Annotated in this window: 20 protein-coding genes, 1 tRNA gene and 3 pseudogenes; 10 read left to right on the top strand and 14 right to left on the bottom strand. The window is 61.4% G+C overall.

Annotated elements, in window-relative coordinates:
* The first annotated feature begins 39 nt into the window (after positions 1–39).
* Positions 40–1,554 (top strand): DUF3336 domain-containing protein, encoded by a 1,515-nt coding sequence (locus G513_RS21615; RefSeq protein WP_022975887.1) that lies wholly within the window; start codon positions 40–42, stop codon positions 1,552–1,554.
* 3 nt (positions 1,555–1,557) lie between these two features.
* Here the strand turns inward: G513_RS21615 and G513_RS24715 are convergent, their stop codons facing one another.
* Positions 1,558–2,382: a hypothetical protein gene (locus G513_RS24715; RefSeq protein WP_156891417.1), complete on the bottom strand. Its 825-nt coding sequence runs from the start codon at positions 2,380–2,382 to the stop codon at positions 1,558–1,560.
* Positions 2,383–2,519: 137 nt separating this feature from the next.
* Here G513_RS24715 and G513_RS24710 point away from each other — a divergent pair, with 137 nt between their 5' ends.
* Positions 2,520–3,086 (top strand): phosphatase PAP2 family protein, encoded by a 567-nt coding sequence (locus G513_RS24710; RefSeq protein ID WP_022975885.1) that lies wholly within the window; start codon positions 2,520–2,522, stop codon positions 3,084–3,086.
* A gap of 51 nt (positions 3,087–3,137) precedes the next feature.
* Here the strand turns inward: G513_RS24710 and G513_RS0105815 are convergent, their stop codons facing one another.
* Together G513_RS0105815 and G513_RS0105810 are read right to left on the bottom strand one after the other, a co-directional pair.
* The gene (locus G513_RS0105815) at positions 3,138–3,674 is read right to left on the bottom strand and encodes a PadR family transcriptional regulator (protein WP_022975884.1); all 537 of its coding nucleotides are present in this window, start codon (positions 3,672–3,674) and stop codon (positions 3,138–3,140) included.
* Positions 3,674–4,639: an NAD(P)H-dependent flavin oxidoreductase gene (locus G513_RS0105810; RefSeq protein WP_022975883.1), complete on the bottom strand. Its 966-nt coding sequence runs from the start codon at positions 4,637–4,639 to the stop codon at positions 3,674–3,676. The genes G513_RS0105815 and G513_RS0105810 overlap by 1 nt, the downstream gene beginning before the upstream one ends.
* Positions 4,640–5,071: 432 nt before the next feature.
* On the opposite strand from G513_RS0105810, the gene G513_RS0105805 reads away from it, so the two are divergent.
* Together G513_RS0105805 and G513_RS0105800 are read left to right on the top strand one after the other, a co-directional pair.
* A complete protein-coding gene (locus G513_RS0105805; RefSeq protein ID WP_051144359.1) occupies positions 5,072–6,358 on the top strand; it encodes a PQQ-dependent sugar dehydrogenase in 1,287 nt (428 codons plus the stop codon).
* 213 nt (positions 6,359–6,571) lie between these two features.
* Positions 6,572–7,822 (top strand): OmpA family protein, encoded by a 1,251-nt coding sequence (locus tag G513_RS0105800; RefSeq protein ID WP_022975881.1) that lies wholly within the window; start codon positions 6,572–6,574, stop codon positions 7,820–7,822.
* Positions 7,823–7,886: 64 nt separating this feature from the next.
* Here G513_RS0105800 and G513_RS0105795 read toward each other — a convergent pair whose 3' ends face one another.
* From G513_RS0105795 to G513_RS25665, 7 genes are all read right to left on the bottom strand, one after another.
* On the bottom strand, positions 7,887–8,786 hold the full coding sequence (locus tag G513_RS0105795) for an FAD:protein FMN transferase (protein ID WP_022975880.1): 900 nt from the start codon (positions 8,784–8,786) through the stop codon (positions 7,887–7,889).
* A 4-nt stretch (positions 8,787–8,790) separates the two neighbouring features.
* Positions 8,791–10,125 carry a DUF3570 domain-containing protein gene (locus G513_RS0105790; RefSeq protein ID WP_084711358.1) on the bottom strand — a complete coding sequence of 445 codons (1,335 nt, stop codon included), beginning with the start codon at positions 10,123–10,125 and terminating at the stop codon, positions 8,791–8,793.
* Positions 10,116–10,337, bottom strand: coding sequence for a DUF4266 domain-containing protein (locus tag G513_RS26210; RefSeq protein WP_022975878.1), 222 nt, complete (start codon positions 10,335–10,337; stop codon positions 10,116–10,118). Before G513_RS26210 ends, G513_RS0105790 begins: the two co-directional genes overlap by 10 nt.
* Positions 10,334–10,780 (bottom strand): TlpA family protein disulfide reductase, encoded by a 447-nt coding sequence (locus G513_RS21600; protein WP_211219604.1) that lies wholly within the window; start codon positions 10,778–10,780, stop codon positions 10,334–10,336. Before G513_RS21600 ends, G513_RS26210 begins: the two co-directional genes overlap by 4 nt.
* A gap of 269 nt (positions 10,781–11,049) precedes the next feature.
* Positions 11,050–11,793 carry a Crp/Fnr family transcriptional regulator gene (locus G513_RS21595; RefSeq protein ID WP_022975876.1) on the bottom strand — a complete coding sequence of 248 codons (744 nt, stop codon included), beginning with the start codon at positions 11,791–11,793 and terminating at the stop codon, positions 11,050–11,052.
* A 156-nt stretch (positions 11,794–11,949) separates the two neighbouring features.
* Positions 11,950–12,717, bottom strand: coding sequence for a Crp/Fnr family transcriptional regulator (locus G513_RS21590; RefSeq protein WP_022975875.1), 768 nt, complete (start codon positions 12,715–12,717; stop codon positions 11,950–11,952).
* Between the two features lie 220 nt (positions 12,718–12,937).
* On the bottom strand, positions 12,938–13,090 hold the full coding sequence (locus G513_RS25665) for a hypothetical protein (protein WP_156891415.1): 153 nt from the start codon (positions 13,088–13,090) through the stop codon (positions 12,938–12,940).
* 248 nt (positions 13,091–13,338) lie between these two features.
* On the opposite strand from G513_RS25665, the gene G513_RS0105760 reads away from it, so the two are divergent.
* Positions 13,339–13,890, top strand: coding sequence for a C40 family peptidase (locus G513_RS0105760; RefSeq protein ID WP_028475185.1), 552 nt, complete (start codon positions 13,339–13,341; stop codon positions 13,888–13,890).
* Between the two features lie 511 nt (positions 13,891–14,401).
* Here the strand turns inward: G513_RS0105760 and G513_RS0105755 are convergent.
* Both G513_RS0105755 and G513_RS25370 read right to left on the bottom strand, forming a co-directional pair.
* Positions 14,402–14,677, bottom strand: coding sequence for a BrnA antitoxin family protein (locus G513_RS0105755; protein WP_022975873.1), 276 nt, complete (start codon positions 14,675–14,677; stop codon positions 14,402–14,404).
* Positions 14,655–14,928 (bottom strand): annotated as a pseudogene (locus G513_RS25370) (BrnT family toxin). Before G513_RS25370 ends, G513_RS0105755 begins: the two are co-directional and overlap by 23 nt.
* A gap of 380 nt (positions 14,929–15,308) precedes the next feature.
* Between G513_RS25370 and G513_RS25660 the strand changes: the two are divergent.
* The 5 genes and pseudogenes from G513_RS25660 to G513_RS26435 all read left to right on the top strand — a co-directional run bounded on the left by G513_RS25660 (position 15,309) and on the right by G513_RS26435 (position 18,877).
* Positions 15,309–16,232 carry a hypothetical protein gene (locus G513_RS25660; RefSeq protein ID WP_156891413.1) on the top strand — a complete coding sequence of 308 codons (924 nt, stop codon included), beginning with the start codon at positions 15,309–15,311 and terminating at the stop codon, positions 16,230–16,232.
* 380 nt (positions 16,233–16,612) lie between these two features.
* Positions 16,613–17,644 carry a replication initiation factor domain-containing protein gene (locus G513_RS25365; protein ID WP_084711356.1) on the top strand — a complete coding sequence of 344 codons (1,032 nt, stop codon included), beginning with the start codon at positions 16,613–16,615 and terminating at the stop codon, positions 17,642–17,644.
* Positions 17,641–17,787, top strand: a pseudogene (locus G513_RS26535) (helix-turn-helix domain-containing protein); the annotation flags it as partial. The gene G513_RS25365 and the pseudogene G513_RS26535, both read left to right, overlap by 4 nt.
* A gap of 53 nt (positions 17,788–17,840) precedes the next feature.
* A pseudogene (locus G513_RS26205) lies at positions 17,841–18,773 on the top strand (tyrosine-type recombinase/integrase); the annotation flags it as partial.
* The gene (locus tag G513_RS26435; protein WP_366511650.1) at positions 18,692–18,877 is read left to right on the top strand and encodes a DUF3253 domain-containing protein; all 186 of its coding nucleotides are present in this window, start codon (positions 18,692–18,694) and stop codon (positions 18,875–18,877) included. The pseudogene G513_RS26205 and the gene G513_RS26435, both read left to right, overlap by 82 nt.
* Before the next feature lie 39 nt (positions 18,878–18,916).
* On the opposite strand, the gene G513_RS0105735 is transcribed toward G513_RS26435, so the two are convergent.
* Together G513_RS0105735 and G513_RS0105730 are read right to left on the bottom strand one after the other, a co-directional pair.
* Positions 18,917–18,992: transfer RNA gene (locus tag G513_RS0105735), tRNA-Thr, on the bottom strand.
* A gap of 57 nt (positions 18,993–19,049) precedes the next feature.
* On the bottom strand, positions 19,050–19,991 hold the full coding sequence (locus tag G513_RS0105730; RefSeq protein WP_022975869.1) for a carbohydrate kinase family protein: 942 nt from the start codon (positions 19,989–19,991) through the stop codon (positions 19,050–19,052).
* Between the last annotated feature and the right edge of the window lie 2 nt (positions 19,992–19,993).

Below are 19,993 nucleotides of genomic sequence, written 5' to 3'. Positions count from 1 at the left end.
GATGCCACGATCCTGCGCCGTGCATCCTTCCCTTCGCTCATGAACGCTGCGTTGCCTGCCGAATCAAACCCTCAGTCGCCAGCTGAGCCAACGACGAAAAAACTCAGAGCGAGCAAGCACAAACACGCCGCGCGCAACGACCTGCGCCTGTCGACGAGTTACGGGGAATGGGCCGAGCAGGCCCGCGCGCTTGATGAACTCAGTGGCCGCGCCAAGTGGCGGGTTCGCGAGCCTTCGAATCTTTACGATCACGCGATGATCCGCGCCCGGCTCGATCAGCTGGTCGCGCTGCGTGCCGCCGATGACAGCCACGGCCTGGTGTTCGCGATCGAGGAAGGCGTGCACGGCAACCTCGGCGGCATGGGCAAGCCGGTGCTGCATACCAAGGCCTACTTCGGCACCAAGGCACTGATCAGCGATTTCGTCGACACCGTCTGCGACACGCTGCTGCACATCGAAAGCCTGCCCGAACACGAAGTGCCCGAAGCGGTGAAGCTCGATCTGTTCCGCCGCGCCAGCCATTGCTACGGCCGATCGGCGCTGATGATGTCGAGCGGCGGCATGCTGATGTTCTTCCACTTCGGCGTGGCCAAGGCGCTGTTCGACGAAGGCATCCTGCCCTCGGTGATCTCCGGCTCCAGCGCCGGCGCCATCGTCGCCGCCGTGATCGGCACCCGCAGCGACGACGAGCTGCGTGGCTTCCTGACTCCGGAGAACATCTTCTTCGGCGAACCCTGGAGCCCGAATCTGCTCGAGCGCACCACCGGCCTGCGGCGCTTCTTCGGCGCCACCTCGTTCGATGCCACCTTCGATCGCCTGATTCCGGACATGACCTTCCGCGAAGCCTTCGAGCGTTCGGGCCGCAACATCAGTATTTCGGTCAGTCCCTGCGAGCGGCATCAGAGCCCGCGGCTGCTCAATGCGATCACCTCGCCGCATGTGCTGATCCGCTCGGCGGTGCGCGCCTCCTGCGCGGTGCCGGGTCTGTTCGAACCGGTGCAGCTGCTGGCGCGCGATGCCCAGGGCAACACCGTGCCCTACCTGAAAGCGCGCTGGATCGACGGCGTGTTCGCTGCCGATCTTCCAGCCAAGCAGCTGGCCCGCCTGTACGGCACCAATCACTACACGGTCAGCTACATCAACCCGGTGCTGATGCCGATGTTCCGCGACCACAAGCTCAAGCAGAACCATCTGCGGCCGCTGCTCGACATGATGAAAAGCTCGGCCCGCGGCATGCTGAAATCCACCGACGTGGTGCTCGGCAAGTACCTGCCCACGTCGACCGCCGGCTCGGTCAACAAGATCGTTCACGATCTGCTGTCGCAGCAGTACACCGGCGACATCAACATCACGCCCGAACGCCGCCTGGTGTCGCCGCTGAAACTGGTGTCGCCGATGACCCATCGCGAGATCGGCGACATGCTGCTCGAAGGCCAGCGTCAGACCTGGCCGCGCATCGAGATGATCCGCCTGTCGTCGAAGATCAGCCGCACGCTGAGCGAGATTCTTGCCCGCTACGAGCCCAGCCTGCAGGTCGCCGATGTCGCCGAGTAACGTTCACTTCAGGTAGTGCACGTACAGGGTCACGTTGCGCAGGTTCGCTTCCACGCCAAGACCCGCCCCGCGCTGCACGGCGAAGCGCACCCCGGTTTCCTGCTGCAGCCGCTCGGCCAGGTCTTTGGCGGCGGGCAGCGCCGGCGTTGCGTAGTAGAAGACGGTCGACTGCGTCGCGAACCAGCTCGGCCGGCTGTCGTAGCTCGCGGACACATTGCTGATCTGGTAGCCGCGTTCCTCCAGCGCGCTGTTGATGCGCTCGCGGACAGAGGCATCGAAGCCGACGGTCTGGAAGCCGACGATGTAGCGGCTGGCTGGCGGCGGCGGTGCGGCAGCGACCACCTCCACGGGTGCCGCGGCCTTCGGACGATCGGCGTTGGCGACCAGTTGCTCGTTCGACAGCAGGCGCTCGTCGACCTTGGTCTGCACCGTCTGCACGTTCTCCGAAAGGGTTCGATTGCCCTGTTGAAGTTCGACGATCTGGGCCTTCAGCTGGCCATCGCCACCGACGATCTGCTTGCTGGCTTCGCCGAGGGTTTTCGCAAGCTCGTCGTTCTTGCGCTGCAGCTCGGAAATCGTCTCCTGCGCTTTCTGCAACGCGCTGTCGGTTTCGGTCAGCGAGGCTTGCCACTTGAAGCCGGCGACATTGCCTTCCTTGAATCCCGCCGCCACCAGCATCGCGTTGAACTGCATCGGGAACACCAGCAGCAGCACCGCGAGCAGGAACAGCGAGCCGTCGCGCAGCAGCGCCACCAGATCTTTGCCCAGCGAGATGATCGACGCAATGGCAGTGGAGATCGAACGAGGTTTGGCGGGATCGTCAGCCACAGGTGCATGCTCCGATTTCAGGCTGCGACGGCAGCCCATGTCCCGCATGCTCGTCGGTGGTGGACTTCGACGCAACCGCTTGCACCGATCTGCCTTTCACGCCTGCACCTACATCCGCCCTTCCCGCTCCGTACATCATGAATTTCCCCCTTCGCCAAACCGCCTGCGCGCTGCTTGCCGGCTCCTGCATCGTTGTTTCGGCACCGAGCCACGCCGAGGCCAACCGCGACCAGCTCACGCTGTCGAATTGGCTGAAGTTCGTGCCGGCCGCCGGTGCTGCCGCGTATTCCACTTATGAGGGCGACTACCGCGGCCTGCTGCAACTGGGCACTGAAGTGGTGGTGACCGTCGCCGCGACGCAGGGACTCAAGGAAGCGTTCAAGAATGGCGACTGGGGCACGCGGCCCGATGGCGGGACCAAGTCCTTCCCTTCCGGCCACGCCTCGTTCGCCTGTTCCGGCGCGGCCTATCTCGGCGAGCGTTACGGCTGGCAGGAAGCGGCACCGGCATACGCGATCTCCGCCTGGGTGGCGTACATCCGGGTCAACGAAGACAAGCACTACGTCCGCGATGTCGTCGCCGGCTGCGCGCTGGCCTGGGGCATTTCGAAGTTTGTCGTCAAACCCTATGTGCCGGCGCAGGTTTCAGTGACGCCGGCGATCGGGCCAGGGCAGGTCGGTCTGAAAGTCTCGGCGAACTGGTAGGGCTTGGGCTACCGATATTCAATCGAGTGCGCTGCACAGTGATGATTCCTGTCAGGCCGCTCCGACGCAGGCGATCGCTTCATCGCACCAGGCGATCGTGGTGCGCTCGGTGAGGATGCCCATTCGCAGACCGAGGTAACGACCGCGCTTGCGGGCGTTGAGCAAGGTCGGATCCGGGTAGTGCTCGGCCATGATCGATTCGTAGCGGGCCAGGCGTTCGATGTGCAGCGCCCGGCGTCGCTCCAGTTCCTGCACCAGGGTGTCGCGGTTCGCGCCTTCCAGCGCGAACAGCTTGACCAGCAACTCTTCCTTGAAGCTCGGCGGGCTGGTTGGCTCGGTCACCCAGGCATCGAGCGCCTGCCGACCTTCGCCGGTCAGCTCGTAGACGATCCGGTTCGGTCGGTCCGCCTGCTCGACGGTCTGCCCGCGCACCCACCCTGCCCGCGCCAGCTTGTGCAGCTCCTGATAGATCTGCTGATGGCTGACCGGCCAGAAGAAGCCGACGGTCTGATCGAAGCGCTTGGCGAGGTCGTAACCCGAATGCGCACGATCAAGCAGCGATACCAGGATGGCGTGGGATAGCGCCATCAGGCGGCCAGCAGACGCTGACGCGCGGCGTCGTACTCGCGTTCCAGACGGCCGACGAGATCGCCGACGCTGCCGATCGACTTCACCGCGCCGATGCCCTGGCCGCAGCCCCAGATGGTCTTCCAGGCCTTGGCGTCGGTGTTGCCGCCGGAGCCGAAATCCATCTTGCTGGGATCGGATTCCGGCAGCTTGTCCGGGTCCAGGCCGGCGCTGATGATCGACGGCCGCAGGTAGTTGCCGTGCACGCCGGTGAACAGATTGGAATAGACGATGTCGTCGGCACCGCAGTCGACGATGCACTGCTTGTAGCGCTCGTCGGCGTTCGCTTCCTTCGTGGCGATGAATGCAGAGCCGATGTAGGCCAGATCAGCGCCCATCGCAAGTGCTGCGAGCACCGAACTGCCGGTGGCGATCGACCCTGACAGCAGCAACGGGCCGTCGAACCACTCGCGGATTTCCTGGATCAGCGCGAACGGCGACGTGGTGCCGGCGTGGCCACCAGCGCCGGTGGCGACGGCGATCAGGCCATCGGCGCCCTTCTCGATCGCTTTCTTGGCGAACTTGTTGTTGATGATGTCGTGCAGGGTGATGCCGCCGTAGGAATGGATGGCTTCATTCAGATCGGTGCGGGCACCGAGCGAGGTGATGACGATCGGCACCTTGTACTTCACGCATTGCTCGATGTCGTGATCGAGGCGGTTGTTCGACTTGTGCACGATCTGGTTGACCGCGTACGGCGCTGCCGGACGATCAGGATTCGCCTGGTTGTGGCGATCGAGTTCCTCGCTGATCCGCTGCAGCCACTTGCCCAGTTCCTCTGCCGGCCGCGCGTTGAGCGCCGGGAAAGAGCCGACCACGCCGGCCTTGCACTGCGCGATCACCAGATCCGGATTGGAGATGATGAACAGCGGCGACGCCACGACCGGAATCCGGAGGCGGTTGCGAAGCAGGGCCGGCAGTGACATGCGAAAAACCTCGTCAGTGAATGAGAGGCTCAGTCTATATGCGTGATTTTGCTTAAGCAATAATTTGCATATTAATTTGATGGCGCCGTCGCGGACCTTGTAAAACTGACCGGAAGATTGAAAAGAATACATTTGTGCACAGAGATCTGGTCTGAAGCTATGGCCTCGCTGCGCGGGGAGGCAGAACGCATCCGTCTCTCTCCGGCAACGGTGAATGGGAGCGCAGCTTGCTCCGACAGTCAGCCGCCGCCGCATAGTCCTTAGTCGTTACAGGCTCGTTGTCAGTAGCAGACCCTGCTAACGCATTCCTGGGTGCATCGACGCACCCGCCCTCAAGAACTCCTGGACCCAGCATCACTCATGAGCAAGCACCGTCTGTCCTCGCGTCAATTTCCATCACCTCGTCAGACCAGCCTCTTCACCCTGAGCCTGATGACGGTCCTGCTCGCGGCCTGTGGTGCCGACAGCCGGCAGGCGGTATCGGCTGGCTACGGCGCCAATCCCGACTTGCCGGCCCCCGTTTCAACCCTGGTTCCGACAGTCAACATCGCCACCGCCAAAGGCTGGCCGGAAGGCCGCACCCCGCGCGCTGCGCCCAGTTTGAAAGTCAGCGCTTTCGCCAGCGGACTCGATCACCCGCGCTGGCTGCTGGTGCTGCCGAATGGCGATGTGCTGGTCGCCGAAACAAACGCGCCGAAGCGCCCTGACGACTCCACCGGCATCCGCGGGTGGGTGATGGAAAAGGTCATGGGCAAAGCCGGCGCTGGCACCCCGAGTGCGGACCGCATCAGCCTGCTGCGCGATACCGATGGCGACGGCGTTGCGGAGACCAAGAGCGCGCTGCTGACCGGCCTGCACTCACCGTTCGGCATGGCGCTGGTCGGCGACAAGCTGTTCGTCGCCAATACCGATGCGGTGTTGAGCTTCCCGTACAAGGCCGGCGATATGACCATCGATCGTGCGACTGGCAAGGTCGTCACGCCGCTGCCGGCGGGATCGATCAACCATCACTGGACCAAGAACCTGATCGCCAATGCCGAGGGCACCAAGCTCTACGTGACGGTGGGCTCGAACAGCAACGTCGCCGAGAACGGCATCGACGCTGAAAAAGAGCGCGCGGCGATCCTCGAAGTCGACATCGCCAGCGGTGTCTACCGCGTTTTCGCGTCCGGCCTGCGCAATCCGAACGGCCTGGCCTGGCAGCCGGAAAGCGGTGCCCTGTGGACGGCAGTCAACGAGCGTGACGAGATCGGCAACGATCTGGTGCCGGATTACATGACTTCGGTCGTCGATGGCGGTTTCTATGGCTGGCCATACAGCTATTACGGCAATCATGTCGATGAGCGGGTCAAGCCGCAGAAACCGGAACTGGTGGCGAAGGCGCGAGCGCCGGATTACGCGCTCGGCGCGCACACGGCCTCGCTCGGCCTCGCGGCATCGACCGGCAAGAGCGGCGTCGGATCGGCCTTCGGCAGCGGCATGTTCATCGGCCTGCACGGTTCCTGGAACCGCAAGCCGCGCAGCGGCTACCGGGTGCTGTTTGTACCGTTTACCAACGGCAAGCCGTCCGGCACACCGACTGACGTGCTCGATGGCTTCATCGACTCGGACGACAAGGCGCTGGGACGGCCGGTTGGCGTGGCGCTTGATACCCATGGCGCGTTGCTGGTCGCTGACGATGTCGGCAACACCATCTGGCGTGTGACTTCGGCGCCTTGATAGCAGGCTGAAACAGCCTCGGAACAGGCCCTGATCCCGATCAGGGCCTTTCATTTCTTCCCGAGTTTCCCCGAATTTTCCGAAATCGCCGGCGCAGGCACGCGAGGTGCTCATGTGCCGACGGTAGTCCCGTACAGCCAGAGGGCTGGCGAAGCGTAGACATCTAAAAACAGGCCGATTGGTTCTGGCCACCGTTCCACACAGGAGTTGTCGATGAAACAAAAGAAGAAGTCCATTCCCGCTATCGCCGGGTTCGCCACCGTTGCGCTCTGCACCGCCTTCACGGCGCATGCCGGCGAAGGTGGCTACATCGGGATTGAGGGTGGCGCCAACTGGAAGGCGGATCAGAACCTCTATGGTCCGATCGTCGACAGCAACGTTCGCTTCGGCGATCCGCTGAAGAACGGCTGGATCGGCGGCCTCGTGCTCGGTACCACCACCTCGTTCGGCCTGCGTCCGGAGCTCGAGCTGAGCTACCGCCGCAATGATGTCGAGAGCGTTCGTGTCGGCAACCTCGCGCGCGTGCAGGCGGATGGCTTCGAGAACGCCTACTCGACGATGGCCAACCTCTGGTACGACATCCGTACCGATAGCGGCTTCTTCAGCGTCGTCCATCCGTACGTCGGCGGCGGTGTCGGTGCCACTCGCTTCGGTCTGCGCGGCTATTCGGCCTCCAACGACTTCACCGTGCAGTTTGCCTACCAGGGCGGTGGCGGCATCAGCTTCGATCTGACTCCGCACCTCACCATGTCGGCGGACTACCGCTGGATTCAGAGCGCCAAGGGCAACCTGGACCTGGGACCTGGTCCGGACGTCGAATCCCGCTATCGTGCGCAGTCGGCCATGCTCGGTATTCGTTACTCGTTCGGCGCCGATGCACCGCCGCCGCCCCCTCCGCCGCCGCCTGCGGCTGCCCCGCCGCCGCCGCCTCCGCCGCCACCACCGCCGCCTCCGGTGCGTGATACCGACGGTGATGGCGTGCCGGACAACCTCGACAAGTGCCCAGGCACTCCGAAGGGCTTCAAGGTCGATCGCGATGGCTGCATCATCGAGCAGAAGGTCACGCTGCGCTCGATCAACTTCGAGTTCAACAAGGATCGTCTGACCGATCCGTCGAAGCTGTCGCTCAATGAAGTGGCGACTGCCCTGAACGCTCAGTCCGCATTGTCTGTGCAGGTCGGCGGTTACACCGATTCGCTCGGTTCCGATGCCTACAATCAGAAGCTGTCGCAGCGCCGTGCCGATGCGGTCCGCGTCTATCTGATCAGCCAGGGCGTGCCGAGCGGTCAGCTGACTGCGAAGGGCTTCGGCGAAGCCAACCCGGTGGGCGACAACGCCACTGAGGAAGGCCGTACAGAGAACCGTCGCGTGGAGTTCACCGTGCTGAACAAGCCGGCCTCCGTGAAGGTGATCGAGAAGACGCCGACCCCGGCATCGAAGAAGGCCGCTGCTCCCAAGAAGTAAGAAGTAAAGGCTGACATCCCTGCAACTGCGCCTTGGCGCAGTTGCAGGGACTGCAGCAGAAGCATCACCAGATTACTTTCGCCTCCGCGGCGAACTCATTCAGAAACTGTTCGGCCTTTGCGCCGTGCAGCAGCGCCAGGGTCGACAGCACGCCGGCTTCGGTGCAGGAACCCGCAGCAACCGTGACGACACGAGGCCCGCCGGTTACCGGCCAGCCCGTTCGGGGATCCAGCACGTGCGGATAGCGCACGCCATCTTTCATCAGATAGCGATGAACATCGCCACTGCTGGCGATGCCACCCCGATGCAGCGCGATCACCGGTGCATCCACATCCATGCCTTGCACATCAATGCCGACCATCCACGGCTTGCCGTCCGCGCGCGGCGCACTGGAGGCAAGATCGCCGCCGCAATTGACCAGCACCGGCAAGCCGCTCGCCGAGGCCGCGATCGCACAGGCGCGATCGACTGCGTACTCCTTGCCGATACCGCCGAAATCGATCTGCATGCCTGGCAGCAGCTGCAGCATCGGCGACTGCCACTGCACCTTGTCCCAGCCCACCAGTGGCAGCAGCGCCTTCACGGCCTCAGCACTTGGCAGACGGTCCGAGCCATCGAAGTGGAAGGCCCGGCGCAGCACGCCCGAGGTGATGTCGAACAGGCCATCGCTGATGTCCCAGAGCCGGGCGGCATAGTCGAGAAACCGTCCGGTTTCCTCATCGACCTCGACCGGCTGGCCATCCGCGCGGTTGATGCAGTCGACGACATTGCCCGGCAGATAGCGACTCCAGTGGCGTTCGATACGCCAGACCTCTTCGGCAACCTGCTCTGTCAGGCCCCGCAGCATCGAGGCATCGGCACCGTCGACGAGCACCTCGCAGGGCGAGGCCATCGCCTCGAAGTGTCCGGCCAGCGCACCGCTCGCCGTGGCTTCGACTCGGACGCTGCGAGACTGACTAGACAAGCCGTTACCAGTTGAAGCGGTAGCCGATGCTGAGCATCACGGCGGAGAGATTCGGCGACAGATCAAAGGCCGAAAGCGCAGTGGCCGCCTGGCCCGGCACGTGGGTCGTCGTGGCGAATTGCTTGTAGGCCTGCAGGCGCACTGAGAACTCCTGGTTGTTGCCGAGCAGGTGACCATACTTCAGACCACCGGTGACCGCGCTGAAATCACCGAGCCGGGGATCGGCACTGGCGTAATCGATCGTCGTGTCCTCGCCGGAAAACAAGGCTGGCTTGTAGAAATCGGCGGCCGACTGCTTGTAGTAGCGCGCACTCGGTTCAAGGTAGGAACGCGGCGAGATGTTCCAGCGATAGGCCACATCGGCGGTATGCGAGCGAATGCCCCAGCTATCGGTGAAAAAGCGATACGACAGATCGATCGAATCTCGCCCGAACAGCGAGCGCTTGTACTCGGCGTAGAAGGCATGCCGTGTTCGCGAGCCTGGCCGCTTCTCGTAAACGTAGTACAGCGGCTGCGCCGTCTCATCGACCACCGACAGGAACTTGTACGGGTCCGTTTCGTAGCCGTTCGACAGACTCAGCGAGTAATTGAACTGCACGAGACTGGAGGGATCGATGACCTGGGTGATGCCGATCAGCACATCCTTGACGTTCTTCGATTTCGACGGCCCGGACAGCCCTTCGCCGTCGTTGGCATCGCCGATCGGCGCATTGACCCGATGGGTCAGCGGGTCCGGTGCTCCGCCGACCGGATTGAGGTGATCGAACTCGAAACCCAGACCAGCGCTCAAGGTCGTGTTGTGCTCGTTCAGATCGTAGGCGTACAGCGCGTTGGCACCGGCCGACAGGAAGTCGTATTCCTTCGAGCCGTTCAGGCCGACCTGCAGCTTGCTGACATCGGTCAGCGGGAAGCGATAGCCGAGATTGCCGGCAATGCGGGTGTCCTTGAACGTGGGATCCAGCGGCGTATCGCCCGGCGCGATCGTGTAGCTCTTGCCCTTGCCGGACGGTGACGTGAAGGTCTGCGGCTGCGACCACGGGGCAGCGCCGTTCGGCGTGGCGCCGCTCAGGGTATCGAGCACCACGCCGGCCGACAGCAGTCGCTCACCGCCGAGATCGACGCTGCCGTTGACCACCGGCTCGATCGCCTGCACGCGGCCGCCGCCTTCCTTGTAGTAGAGCAGCCCGCTGTCGATGGTCCACTTCAGAGGTTCGGCAGAGGCCGGATTGCCGGATGCCATACCGAGCAGACTCAAGGTGGCAGCGACCAGCTGCTTGCGACGCCGCGAAGCATCGGCCGCCTGCATTTCTTCAGCGCGGCTCACAGGATTCAGTTGCATCCGCAACCTCCTCCACCGAAGCCGCGTCCGCCGCTGGAGGCTTCCTTGCTGAAGTAGATGTGCTCGTCGAGCTTGGTCTGTATCGGGTCGGCATCAAGCTGCATGTCGGCGCGCGCGAGCGTGCCGCGCTGCCAGGGCTTGGCACCGATCTGCGCGCAGGCGCAAAGCGCCAACGTCAACACCAGCAGGGACAGACCGTGAACGGTTTTCAATGGGAACTCCTGACATTGGCCGATGGCTCACCCAGCGCTTGCTGGATCGCCGTTTCGTAGTCCGCAGCGCGTTCGCTGCGGAAACCTTCGTGCTGATGGAGCACGGCACCGGTGCGATCGAGAATCAGTGAATCGGGCATGCCCTTGATCCGGTAAAGCTCGGCCAACTGGCCCTGCGGGTCATAGCGGATCTCGAACCTGGCCGAATGCCGATCCAGGAACTGGCGCGCCGCCGCCGGATCGGTATCGACATTGACGGCAACGATCTTCAGCCGATCGCCGTACTTCGCCTGCATCTCGTTGAGCCACGGAAACGACTGCGCACAGGGCCCGCACCAGGACGCCCAGAAGTCGAGGTAGACCACCTGGCCGGCATAGGCGGCCAGCGGCGCCGGAAGACTGGTTACTGCCGACGCGAGCGCCGGCAGCGAAAGTCCGGCCACCAGCAATGCGCGGCTGAGCCAAGCGCGGTGGAACGGATATCGGCGTGGTGGCAGCACCGCGTGAAGGTGACCGCCAGATCCCGGAAAGCTGCGCATCGTCGTCGTCCGCAAGGAAGTGCGGGAACGATAGAAAGCGCGGCCTTACGAACGGCTTACGGGAGCAACTGCGGATCGCAATACGGGATCGTCCGGCCGATGAAAGGCACAGCTCGGGCAGTGCGAATCCGCGTGTCGCCAGCCGCCAATGGCAGCCGCGCCCTTACGAATGCTCAGACTCCGCGCCGCGGCCGCTGCGGCGTCAACGGCCCCTCGCCCATCTGCTCGGCGTAATCGGCGATCACTTCCGCATAGCATTCGCAGGATGTGGCTTCCAGCCCAGCACGATCGAGCACACGGATTTCGCCGCGGGTGTAGCTGATCAAGCCATGGGCCTGCATCACGCCGGCCGCGGTGGTGACGCCGCTGCGGCGCACGCCGAGCATGTCCGCAAGGAACTGATGGGTGAGATGGAAATGGTCGGCGTGGGCGCGGTCGTGGCTCATCAGCAGCCAGCGCGCCAGGCGCGGCCCCAGTTCGTGGAATCGAGTGCAGACCGCGGTCTGCGAAAGCTGCGCCATCAGCACGTAGAGATAGCGATTCAAGCTGAGCCGCAGGGCCGGACTGGTTTCCAGCAAGGCGCAAAACTGCCGGACCTCGATACGAAGTGCCGTACCGGCACCCTGCACGATGCCGCGCAGGGGGACCGCGGAAACGCCCAGCACCAGGGTGGCACCGAGCAGTCCTTCGTTGCCGATCAGGCCCATTTCCAGCGGCGGGTGATGCAGCACTTCGGCGACCAGCGACAAGAAGCCGGTCAGCGGAAAATGCACGTGCCGGAACGGAGTGTCCGGCTGGCAGAGGATCTGACCAAATTCCAGACCGACCGTCTCACTGATATCCAGCAGCGCCCGGCGTTCCTTGATCGGCAATCGGGCGATCAGACGATTGGCGATCAGCTTTGGCGACACTTCCAAGGTACGACTCTCCGCAGCTTGGGGAGAGCCGTGATCGGCATGGCACAGAAGCTGAGCCTGTGCAGTGGTCGGAGTATGCGTTAACGGGTACGCGCGTCGGTGCGCTGGCCCACCCAAGCATCGCGCAACACTGAAAACAGACGGTCGATTCGACCGTCAAAGGGGATCAGTGGGCGGCTCGGCAATGGGCTTAGAAGCCAGACCCGGGCCCACCGAGTACGGCAGCAGCCGATCGGTTTCCTTGCGGACCACGGCATAGCATTCGCAACTCAGGCTTTCGAGCTTGGGCCGATCGAGCACGGTGATCTTGCCGCGGCTGTATTCGATGACACCGAGCTTCTGCAGCTTGCTGGCCGCTTCGGTGACGCCCTCGCGACGCACGCCGAGCATGTTGGCGATCAGCTCCTGGGTCATCGTCAGCTGATTGCCCGGCAGTCGATCCAGCGATAGCAGCAGCCAGCGACACAGCTGCTGATCGATCGCGTGATGGCGGTTGCAGACCGCTGTCTGCGCCATCTGGGTGATCAGCGATTGGGTGTAGCGCAGCATCAGGAACAGCAGATCACCGTGGCGATTGAATTCCTCCTTGAGGCGCGTACCCGCCAGCTGCCAAGCATGCCCGGCGCTCTGCACGATGGCGCGGCTCGGTGTGCTTTCGCCACCCATGAACAGGGACACGCCGATCAGGCCCTCGTTGCCGACGACCGAAATCTCGGCCGAGGCGCCGTTCTGCATGACGTACAGCAGTGACACGATCGAATCGACCGGGAAGTACACGTGGTTCATCGTGTCTCCGGATTCGTACAGCACTTTTCCCAGCGGCAGCGGAAACAGCTTCAGATGCGGGAACAGCCGTGTCTGCACCTCGGCCGGCAAGGCGCGCAGAAGGTGGTTATGGGTCGGCTGAAAGTTCTGCTGCGTCATCTGCTGCGTCAAGGATCACGACCGGAAGGCAACGGGAAATGGTGTCTCCCTCATCAGAAGGCTAGCCAAACACCGCCTTGCGGTCCGTACGTTACCGAACATACGTCTGTGCGATAGCGAACATTACGCGAGCCGGCGATCGGTTCGTCTGACCGTCATATCGCAGACATCAGGATGGCGCCAACGGCATTCCACTCTGAAACCGGGCGCGGCGCTCCAATCAGCCGCGGATGCGATGTCGCACGAACGCCGCGATGGTGACGATCAGTTCCTTGATCGCCATCGGCTTCGACAGGTGCATCGCGAACCCGGCGTCATGAGGAACCTTGTCGCGAGCGTACAGGCGCTTTACGGCAACAGGTCGATTCGACATTCGATACAGGCTGTATCCCTGCCCGCCTGGCCCAAAAAAAAGGATCCGTCGAATGGTAGGAACATCTCGGGATGACTTGACTGCTCGAAGCGCCGATCGCGGTCTCGGACCCGGGGGCACTGCGACCTCGCCTTCTGGCAAGGCAATTGCTCCCGGTCATCGACTATTGACATGACGTTTCCGGATTTTTGGGCATTGTTCAGACAACTGAGATTGTCGATGATGGTCCCCGCCTTACCCCCGACCCTATGCTCTCGATCCGCCTTGTGATTGCCGGTTTGTTGCTGGCCAACGCCACCTGCTCTTTTGCTTCGGGTATGACTTGGGGCTTGCACACGCCTGCAGGCGTCGCCGCAGCGCCTGCTGCTGTTTCCGCCGAACCTGGACTCCAGCTGCGGATGGCGAGTCAACTTCAGATGCGAAAATCGGTGGAAGCGCTCGCCCTTCAGGGAGCCGAGCAGCTTATCGGCGTGCGATATCACTTTGGGGCTTCGTCCACTTCGGCAACAGATTGCTCCGGCCTGGTGAAGCAAGCCTACGCTCAAGCAGGCGTGCCACTCCCCCGAAGCGCCTCTGCGATGATGAGTGCCGTTGAACCGATCGGGCTTTCGGAAATTCGTCCGGGAGACTTGGTCTTTTTCAAGACAGGACGCCGCCGACTGCACGTGGGTCTGTATCAAGGCGACGGCATGTTCGTTCACGCTTCACCCAAGCAGCGTGAAGTCATCGTGAGTGCGCTGGATCAGCGTTGGCGCAAGCAGTTGATTGGTGCCGGTCGCGTCATAGTGGCCTTGAACTAGAGCAGTCGCGAAGCAGACGGCTCTGGCCTGACCACGAGATTCAGGCCTCGCGCCTGGGGGCCACAGCTCGGATTCGGCGACGCAACTCAGAGCGCCCGCCATCGGCTTCGTGAACGGGGGTGGTTCCTCTTGCGACACGGCGCCTCCATTCCTCGGCACCTAAAGACCAATCGCGACGCAAGGCAAGCGTCCGTGATCATCGCCGGCTGGAAGGTCTGCAACCACTTTCCTTGTTGGGCGCGTGTGAGTGGTTGATCGCCGAACGGGACGGTGAAACGGTAAGCGCATCTCTCCGGGCCCTTGGGAGCGCATGAGGATCCTTCCAAGGGCCATCGGGTTACGTCCGGAGCTTGCAGGGACGTTTGTGCCACGCAACGAAAAGGCCTGCACGAGGCAGGCCTTCAAGTTACTGATTAACTGGTGAGAGAAGAGGAATCGAACCTGCGACCTGCTGATTGACGACAGGCCAGCGTACGGGTCCTCTTTCTTCGACCGTACCGGTCGAGAATCGCTAAACCGCCTTTGCCAAAGTCTCGGCCATGCGTGTCTGCCAGCCCGGCCCCGTCGCCTTCCAGCGGGCGAGCGTATCGGGCGGCAAGCGCAACGAGATGAGCGTGCGCGCCTCGCTCGATTTCGGACGCCCTCGACGCTTGAGCATCGCTTGGCCTTCCTCATTCCCAAACAGCGTTGGCAGGATTTTCGACGCCGGGACGGCCCGCTCGAAAGTCTTCGGCGTCCATTCCGGGTTATCGCGGTCTACGCGTTCAGCGTTCAATTTCTGCTTCATATCGCTTTACCTCGCGTGAGTTCGCCTTGCGCAGGCTGATGACGTGCAACGTCCTGCCACGCGGCGTGAAAACGAGGACGTGCAGCCGTACATCGATATAGCCGATCGCCTGAAAACGCTGCTCGCCGTAGTCTCGGCGGATCCTCGACGAGGAACGCGCTAGCCCACTCAAAGGCCAGCGCACAATCGAAAGAAATACCGCGAGCTTCGACATTGCGAGCATTCTTGTCCGGGTCGAAACTGATTTTCATCAGCGTCGACTTTATATTCGTATATACAATAAATCAACTGGCGGACGAGCAGATCATTGAAGTACGACTTCCAGAAAAGAAGTCGCCTCGAGCTACGGTTGGAGCTTGTCGGTACGTTCTAGCGACGCAACAAAAAGGCCTGCACGAGGCAGGCCTTTTGTTACCGATTTGAATGGTGCCGAGAAGAGGAATCGAACCTCCGACCTACTGATTACGAAGGGGATTCGATTCGCTGATTGGTCGAAAAAATAACGCTTTGCAACGCCCGCCGCTTAGGAAACGTTGTTTGCCCGACGTCGAATCAACCAAGGATGGTTACGAAACGGCTACGCTAGTAGCGGGCTGTTGTTCCGAAACAGTTGCTTAAAGGCGATAGACGAATGAATGACGGCGGACAAACAAGCACGGGCAAACTTTTCACGCAGGTGTACAGGCAAAGAACGGAGAAAATTAAGGAGAGCGATCGATTCAAGAGAAGAATCGCTGGGTACTTGAGTGCCTTGGAAAACTACTCTGCAAGTGATCTTAGAAATTATCTACGCATCGAAACTGGCCACACGGTCCCCATCCGGAATTTGTCACTTGATTGGGATTCGTATTTCAAAGCCATCCCTTTTGAAGAAGTCCTTGATCAGCTAACGCTGATCGGCCGCCAATTTTTGGCGACAGATGTTACCCGCCGCGGAACAACTCAGTCTGGATCGCTTTTCAAGGATTGGCACAATTTCATCAGCAGGGCTATTGAGGAAGAGAATCTTTCATACTCGGTCGATAAAAAATGCGGCTTGCATTACTCAGTAGACGAACATTTTTCAGCTGAGCGACAATCAATCATCCTCGGTCTGTCGGGCTCTAGATACCAGGCAGTTCGTAAGGCAATTGAAGAATCATTTGGACATTTTGAAGGACAGCCTCAAGACTTAAAGTCTGCTTCACGCTCAATCTTCGAGGCTGCCGAGACTTTAACCAAGATCATGTTTCCCGGGGAATCTGGCTTAAATAGCGCCGCGATAAAGAATTCGTTAACGTCCGCAGTTAACCGGCTCTATAGCGACGATCCAATAGCGGTTAGATTTTCGGCGCAGATCGTACGGTCTTTCGACTCCTGGGTTAACGCTGTTCATGTATACCGTCACGGTCAGCAGACACATGAACCCATCTCGGTGCCCATTGAACTGGCGACTGCAGCCCTTAGCGCGGGCGTCAGTTTCATTCGATGGCTCGCCTTTCTTGACGAAGCGTTGATTGCCAAAGGAAAAGAGCGTACATCGAAAGCTGAACCTATAAAGCTCGAAGAAAGTTAAATTTTAATCGTTGAAGACCTCGATGTGCTTGGTACCTAACCTGCAAAGTCACTTCTAGATACTCCAGTGCGATTCGCGGACGCCGCCGAAAAACTTGACTTGAGATTTAAGTTTCGGCGATGCTCGAGTTGCACAAGCAGCATCGAAAAACTCAAGCAGCGCAACCCAAAGCCCCGCAACACTTCGGGCCCGGATACTGAAACGGTAAATCCCTAACGCCAAGGGAGCCAGGTATCCGATAGGCATACACCGAGCGGGTAGGAACGGCCTTATGCGCGGGCCGGTATAAAGCCCTCCCTACCAGCTCGCTTGTGACTTCCATCCATTACCGATGAAGTCACGCCTCTAGGCATGACTCCGTCGATTTTCCGGAGTCACTTATGCAACCCGAAGAACTTCCAAGCTGTAATGGCGCAGGCGGCAGGCCGAGCGAGCGCAGCGACCTGGCCGCCGCCACCGCAGACGAGCATCTATCTCCCCGTCTAGTAACACGGGGAGAAACTGACCAGCCAGATAGACCCATCGCCCTCGTTGATTGGTTAGCCTTCACGGTTAAAGCGCCATCCCCCGACGAACTAGGGTGGATTACGGATCAGCTACACCGTGTGTTCAGCGTAGCGCCCAACCTGCACCGTCGCCGAAGTAGTGGCTGGTTCGGCTATGAACATCGCATAGACCTCGGCGAAGTCGGCCTCCTCGCTCACGGCGGCGAACACCAACGCGGGACGCTGCACGTCGAACTGAATGCGCATGGCTGCCGGAACATCATCGACTGGGATGCAGTTCGGGCTTGGGGTGAGTCCTCAGATGCAGCGGTGACGCGGGTCGATCTGGCCCACGATGACTTTCTAGGCGAAGTCGCCAGCATTGAGAAATCAGTGGGATGGCTGAAGGAAGGCCTGTTCAACGTCGGCGGTCGACAGCCACAGACAAGCGTTGCGGGTGACTGGCTCGCAAAGCAGAAGGGGCGGACGCTGTATGTCGGCAGCCGAGAATCCGGGAAGCTCACACGCATTTACGAGAAGGGCAAGCAACTGGGTGGCGATGCGGAGCAGTTCTTTGCCAACTGGACGCGGATCGAAGTCGAGCTAAGGAACAAAGGCCGAATCGTCCCTTGGGAAACGGTAACGCATCCAGGGAAGTACCTCGCGGGCGCCTACCCTGCCTTCGAATACTTGTCGCTTGAACAATGTCGCCTGAAGACAATTCAGCGCGAAGTCACCGTCACCTACGAGTCCATGGTGCGCCACCTCCGTACACAGGGGGGAAAGGCCATCAACGTGATGACCGAGGTCGAGCTAGGCGATACCGCGGCAGTCATCGCGCAACTGATCAAGCCCGGTCAGGTGCCGAAGCGCCTTGCTGGTTATCCGGAAGAAATCCTCAAGAACCTAGAACGGCCCGTGCCGTGAAGACGCTCGCCCTGCAACAGGCAGCCGAGTTGCTGCACGCACATCCATCGACGATTCGGCGTCTGGCCGCTACAGGCGAGCTTTCGGGCGCGAAAGTCGGCCGCGGCTGGGTCTTTATCGAGGATGACCTGATCGCGTACCTGCGTGCACAATCTAGCCGGCGAGCGTTGCAGGGCGAACAACAGGAGAAATCCCTATGTCGCTCTACAAACGTAAAGACTCACCTAACTGGTGGGTCAAGCTGTCCCACAACGGCCGCACGATACAGCGCAGCGCTGGCACTTCCGACCGCCGCAAAGCCAAGGAGTACCACGACAAGCTCAAGGCGCAGATGTGGGATAGCGAACGGCTAGGCCTCAAGCCGAACCGTTCATGGGAAGAAGCGGTGCTCCGTTGGATTGACGAAAAGGCCCACAAGGCCTCGCTGCACGACGACAAGATGCACTTCCGGTGGCTGCACCCGTTCTTAGCCGGAAAGTATCTGGAAGACGTGAACCGGGACTTGGTGGACCTGCTCACGAAACGACGGAGAGCTGATGGTGTATCGGAGGCCACGGTGAACAGGATGCTGGCGCTGCTTCGGTCAGTCCTGCGCATTGCGGTGGATGAGTGGGAGTGGCTGGATCGAGCGCCCAAGGTTCGGATGTTGAAGGAACCCAAGCTGCGGGTGCGCTACCTGACCGAAGATGAGGCGAACCGGCTGCTGCAGGAGCTGCCGCCCCATCTGGCTGCGATGGCTTGGTTCTCGCTGTTAACCGGGCAGCGTCAACGCAACGTGCGCGAGTTGAAGTGGTCGCAGGTCAATCTCACGGAGCGCTTGGCGTGGATACACCCGGACGAGGCGAAGGCTGGAAAGGCTATTGCGGTGCCGCTAAGTCTTGGTGCGGTGAAGCTGCTCAAAGATCAGCTCGAAAACGGAAGCGCGTACTGCTTCACTTATCGAGGGCAGCCGATCCGGCAGGTCGGGACGAAGGCTTGGTACGGCGCGCTAAAACGGGCCGGCATCGAGAACTTCAGGTGGCATGACCTGCGACATACCTGGGCGTCGTGGCATGTGCAGCGAGGAACACCGCTGTACGCGCTTCAAGAGCTGGGCGGTTGGTCGTCACACGAGATGGTGAAACGGTACGCGCACTTCTCTCCGGGTCACCTGGGAGCGCACGTGGACCGTTTCGCAGATCAGATCGGGCTACGTCCGCAGCTTGCCGGGTACGATTTGGCTACATAACTTAAAGGCCTGCACCGGGCAGGCCTTTAAGTTACTGATTTTAATGGTGCCGAGAAGAGGAATCGAACCTCCGACCTACTGATTACGAATCAGTTGCTCTACCGACTGAGCTATCTCGGCGCGGGCCGCGATTATAGGCAAGTCTTTGCTGCGATGGGAGCTTTTTGTTCCGACCGATCAGGCGAGGTCGTAGCGGAATTCCTTCTTGAAGCGGGCCCGGAACTGTTCCGGGGTGGCGCTGTGATTCTGCGGGCCCGGGCGTTCTATCTTGATCGCGCCGAGCAGCGAGGCGACTCTGCCGGTGGTGTCCCAGTCCAGGCCGTTGAGCAGGCCGTAGAGCAGGCCGCCGCGGTAGGCATCGCCGCAGCCGGTGGGATCGGCCAGCGAGTGCGCGGATGCGGTCGGAATCTCGTGGGTCTTGCTCTTCGTGTAGATGCTCGAACCCTTGCCGCCGCGGGTGACGATCAGTGCTTCGACCCGGTCGGCGATTTCCTTCAGCGACCAGCCAGTGCGGGCCATGATCATTTCCGACTCGTAGTCGTTGACGGCAACGTACGTCGATTTCTCGATGAAGTCCTTGAGGTCATCGCCGCCGAACAGCGGCAGGCCCTGGCCCGGATCGAAGATGAACGGCAGGCCGGCTTCGGCGAACTGGGTGGCGTGCAGGATCATCGCGTCGCGGCCGTCCGGCGATACGGTGCCGATGGTGGCGCCGGCCTTGATCGCGGCGTGTACGTCCTGGGTGTGGGCGAAGCTCATCGCACCCGGGTGGAACGCGGTGATCTGGTTGTCGTCGAGATCGGTGGTGATGTAGGCCTGCGCGGTGTAGGCCTCGGGCACGGTCTTGATGTATTCGCGGCTGATGCCGAGCTTGTCCAGCCACTCGTTGTAGCTCGCGAAGTCCTTGCCGACGGTGGCCATCGGCAGCGGTTCGCCGCCGAGCAGCTTCAGGTTGTAGGCGATGTTGCCGGCGGTGCCGCCGAACTCGCGGCGCAGTTCCGGCACGAGGAACGAGACGTTCAGGATGTGGACCTTGTCCGGCAGGATCTCGTTCTTGAACCGGCCGCTGAAAACCATGATGGTGTCAAAAGCGAGCGAGCCGCAAATCAGTGCAGACATGA

It is taken from the genome of Nevskia ramosa DSM 11499, from assembly GCF_000420645.1.
Taxonomy (GTDB): domain Bacteria; phylum Pseudomonadota; class Gammaproteobacteria; order Nevskiales; family Nevskiaceae; genus Nevskia; species Nevskia ramosa.
Note: the sequence above shows the minus strand (reverse complement) of the source record. Positions and strands in the feature narration are given on the sequence as shown.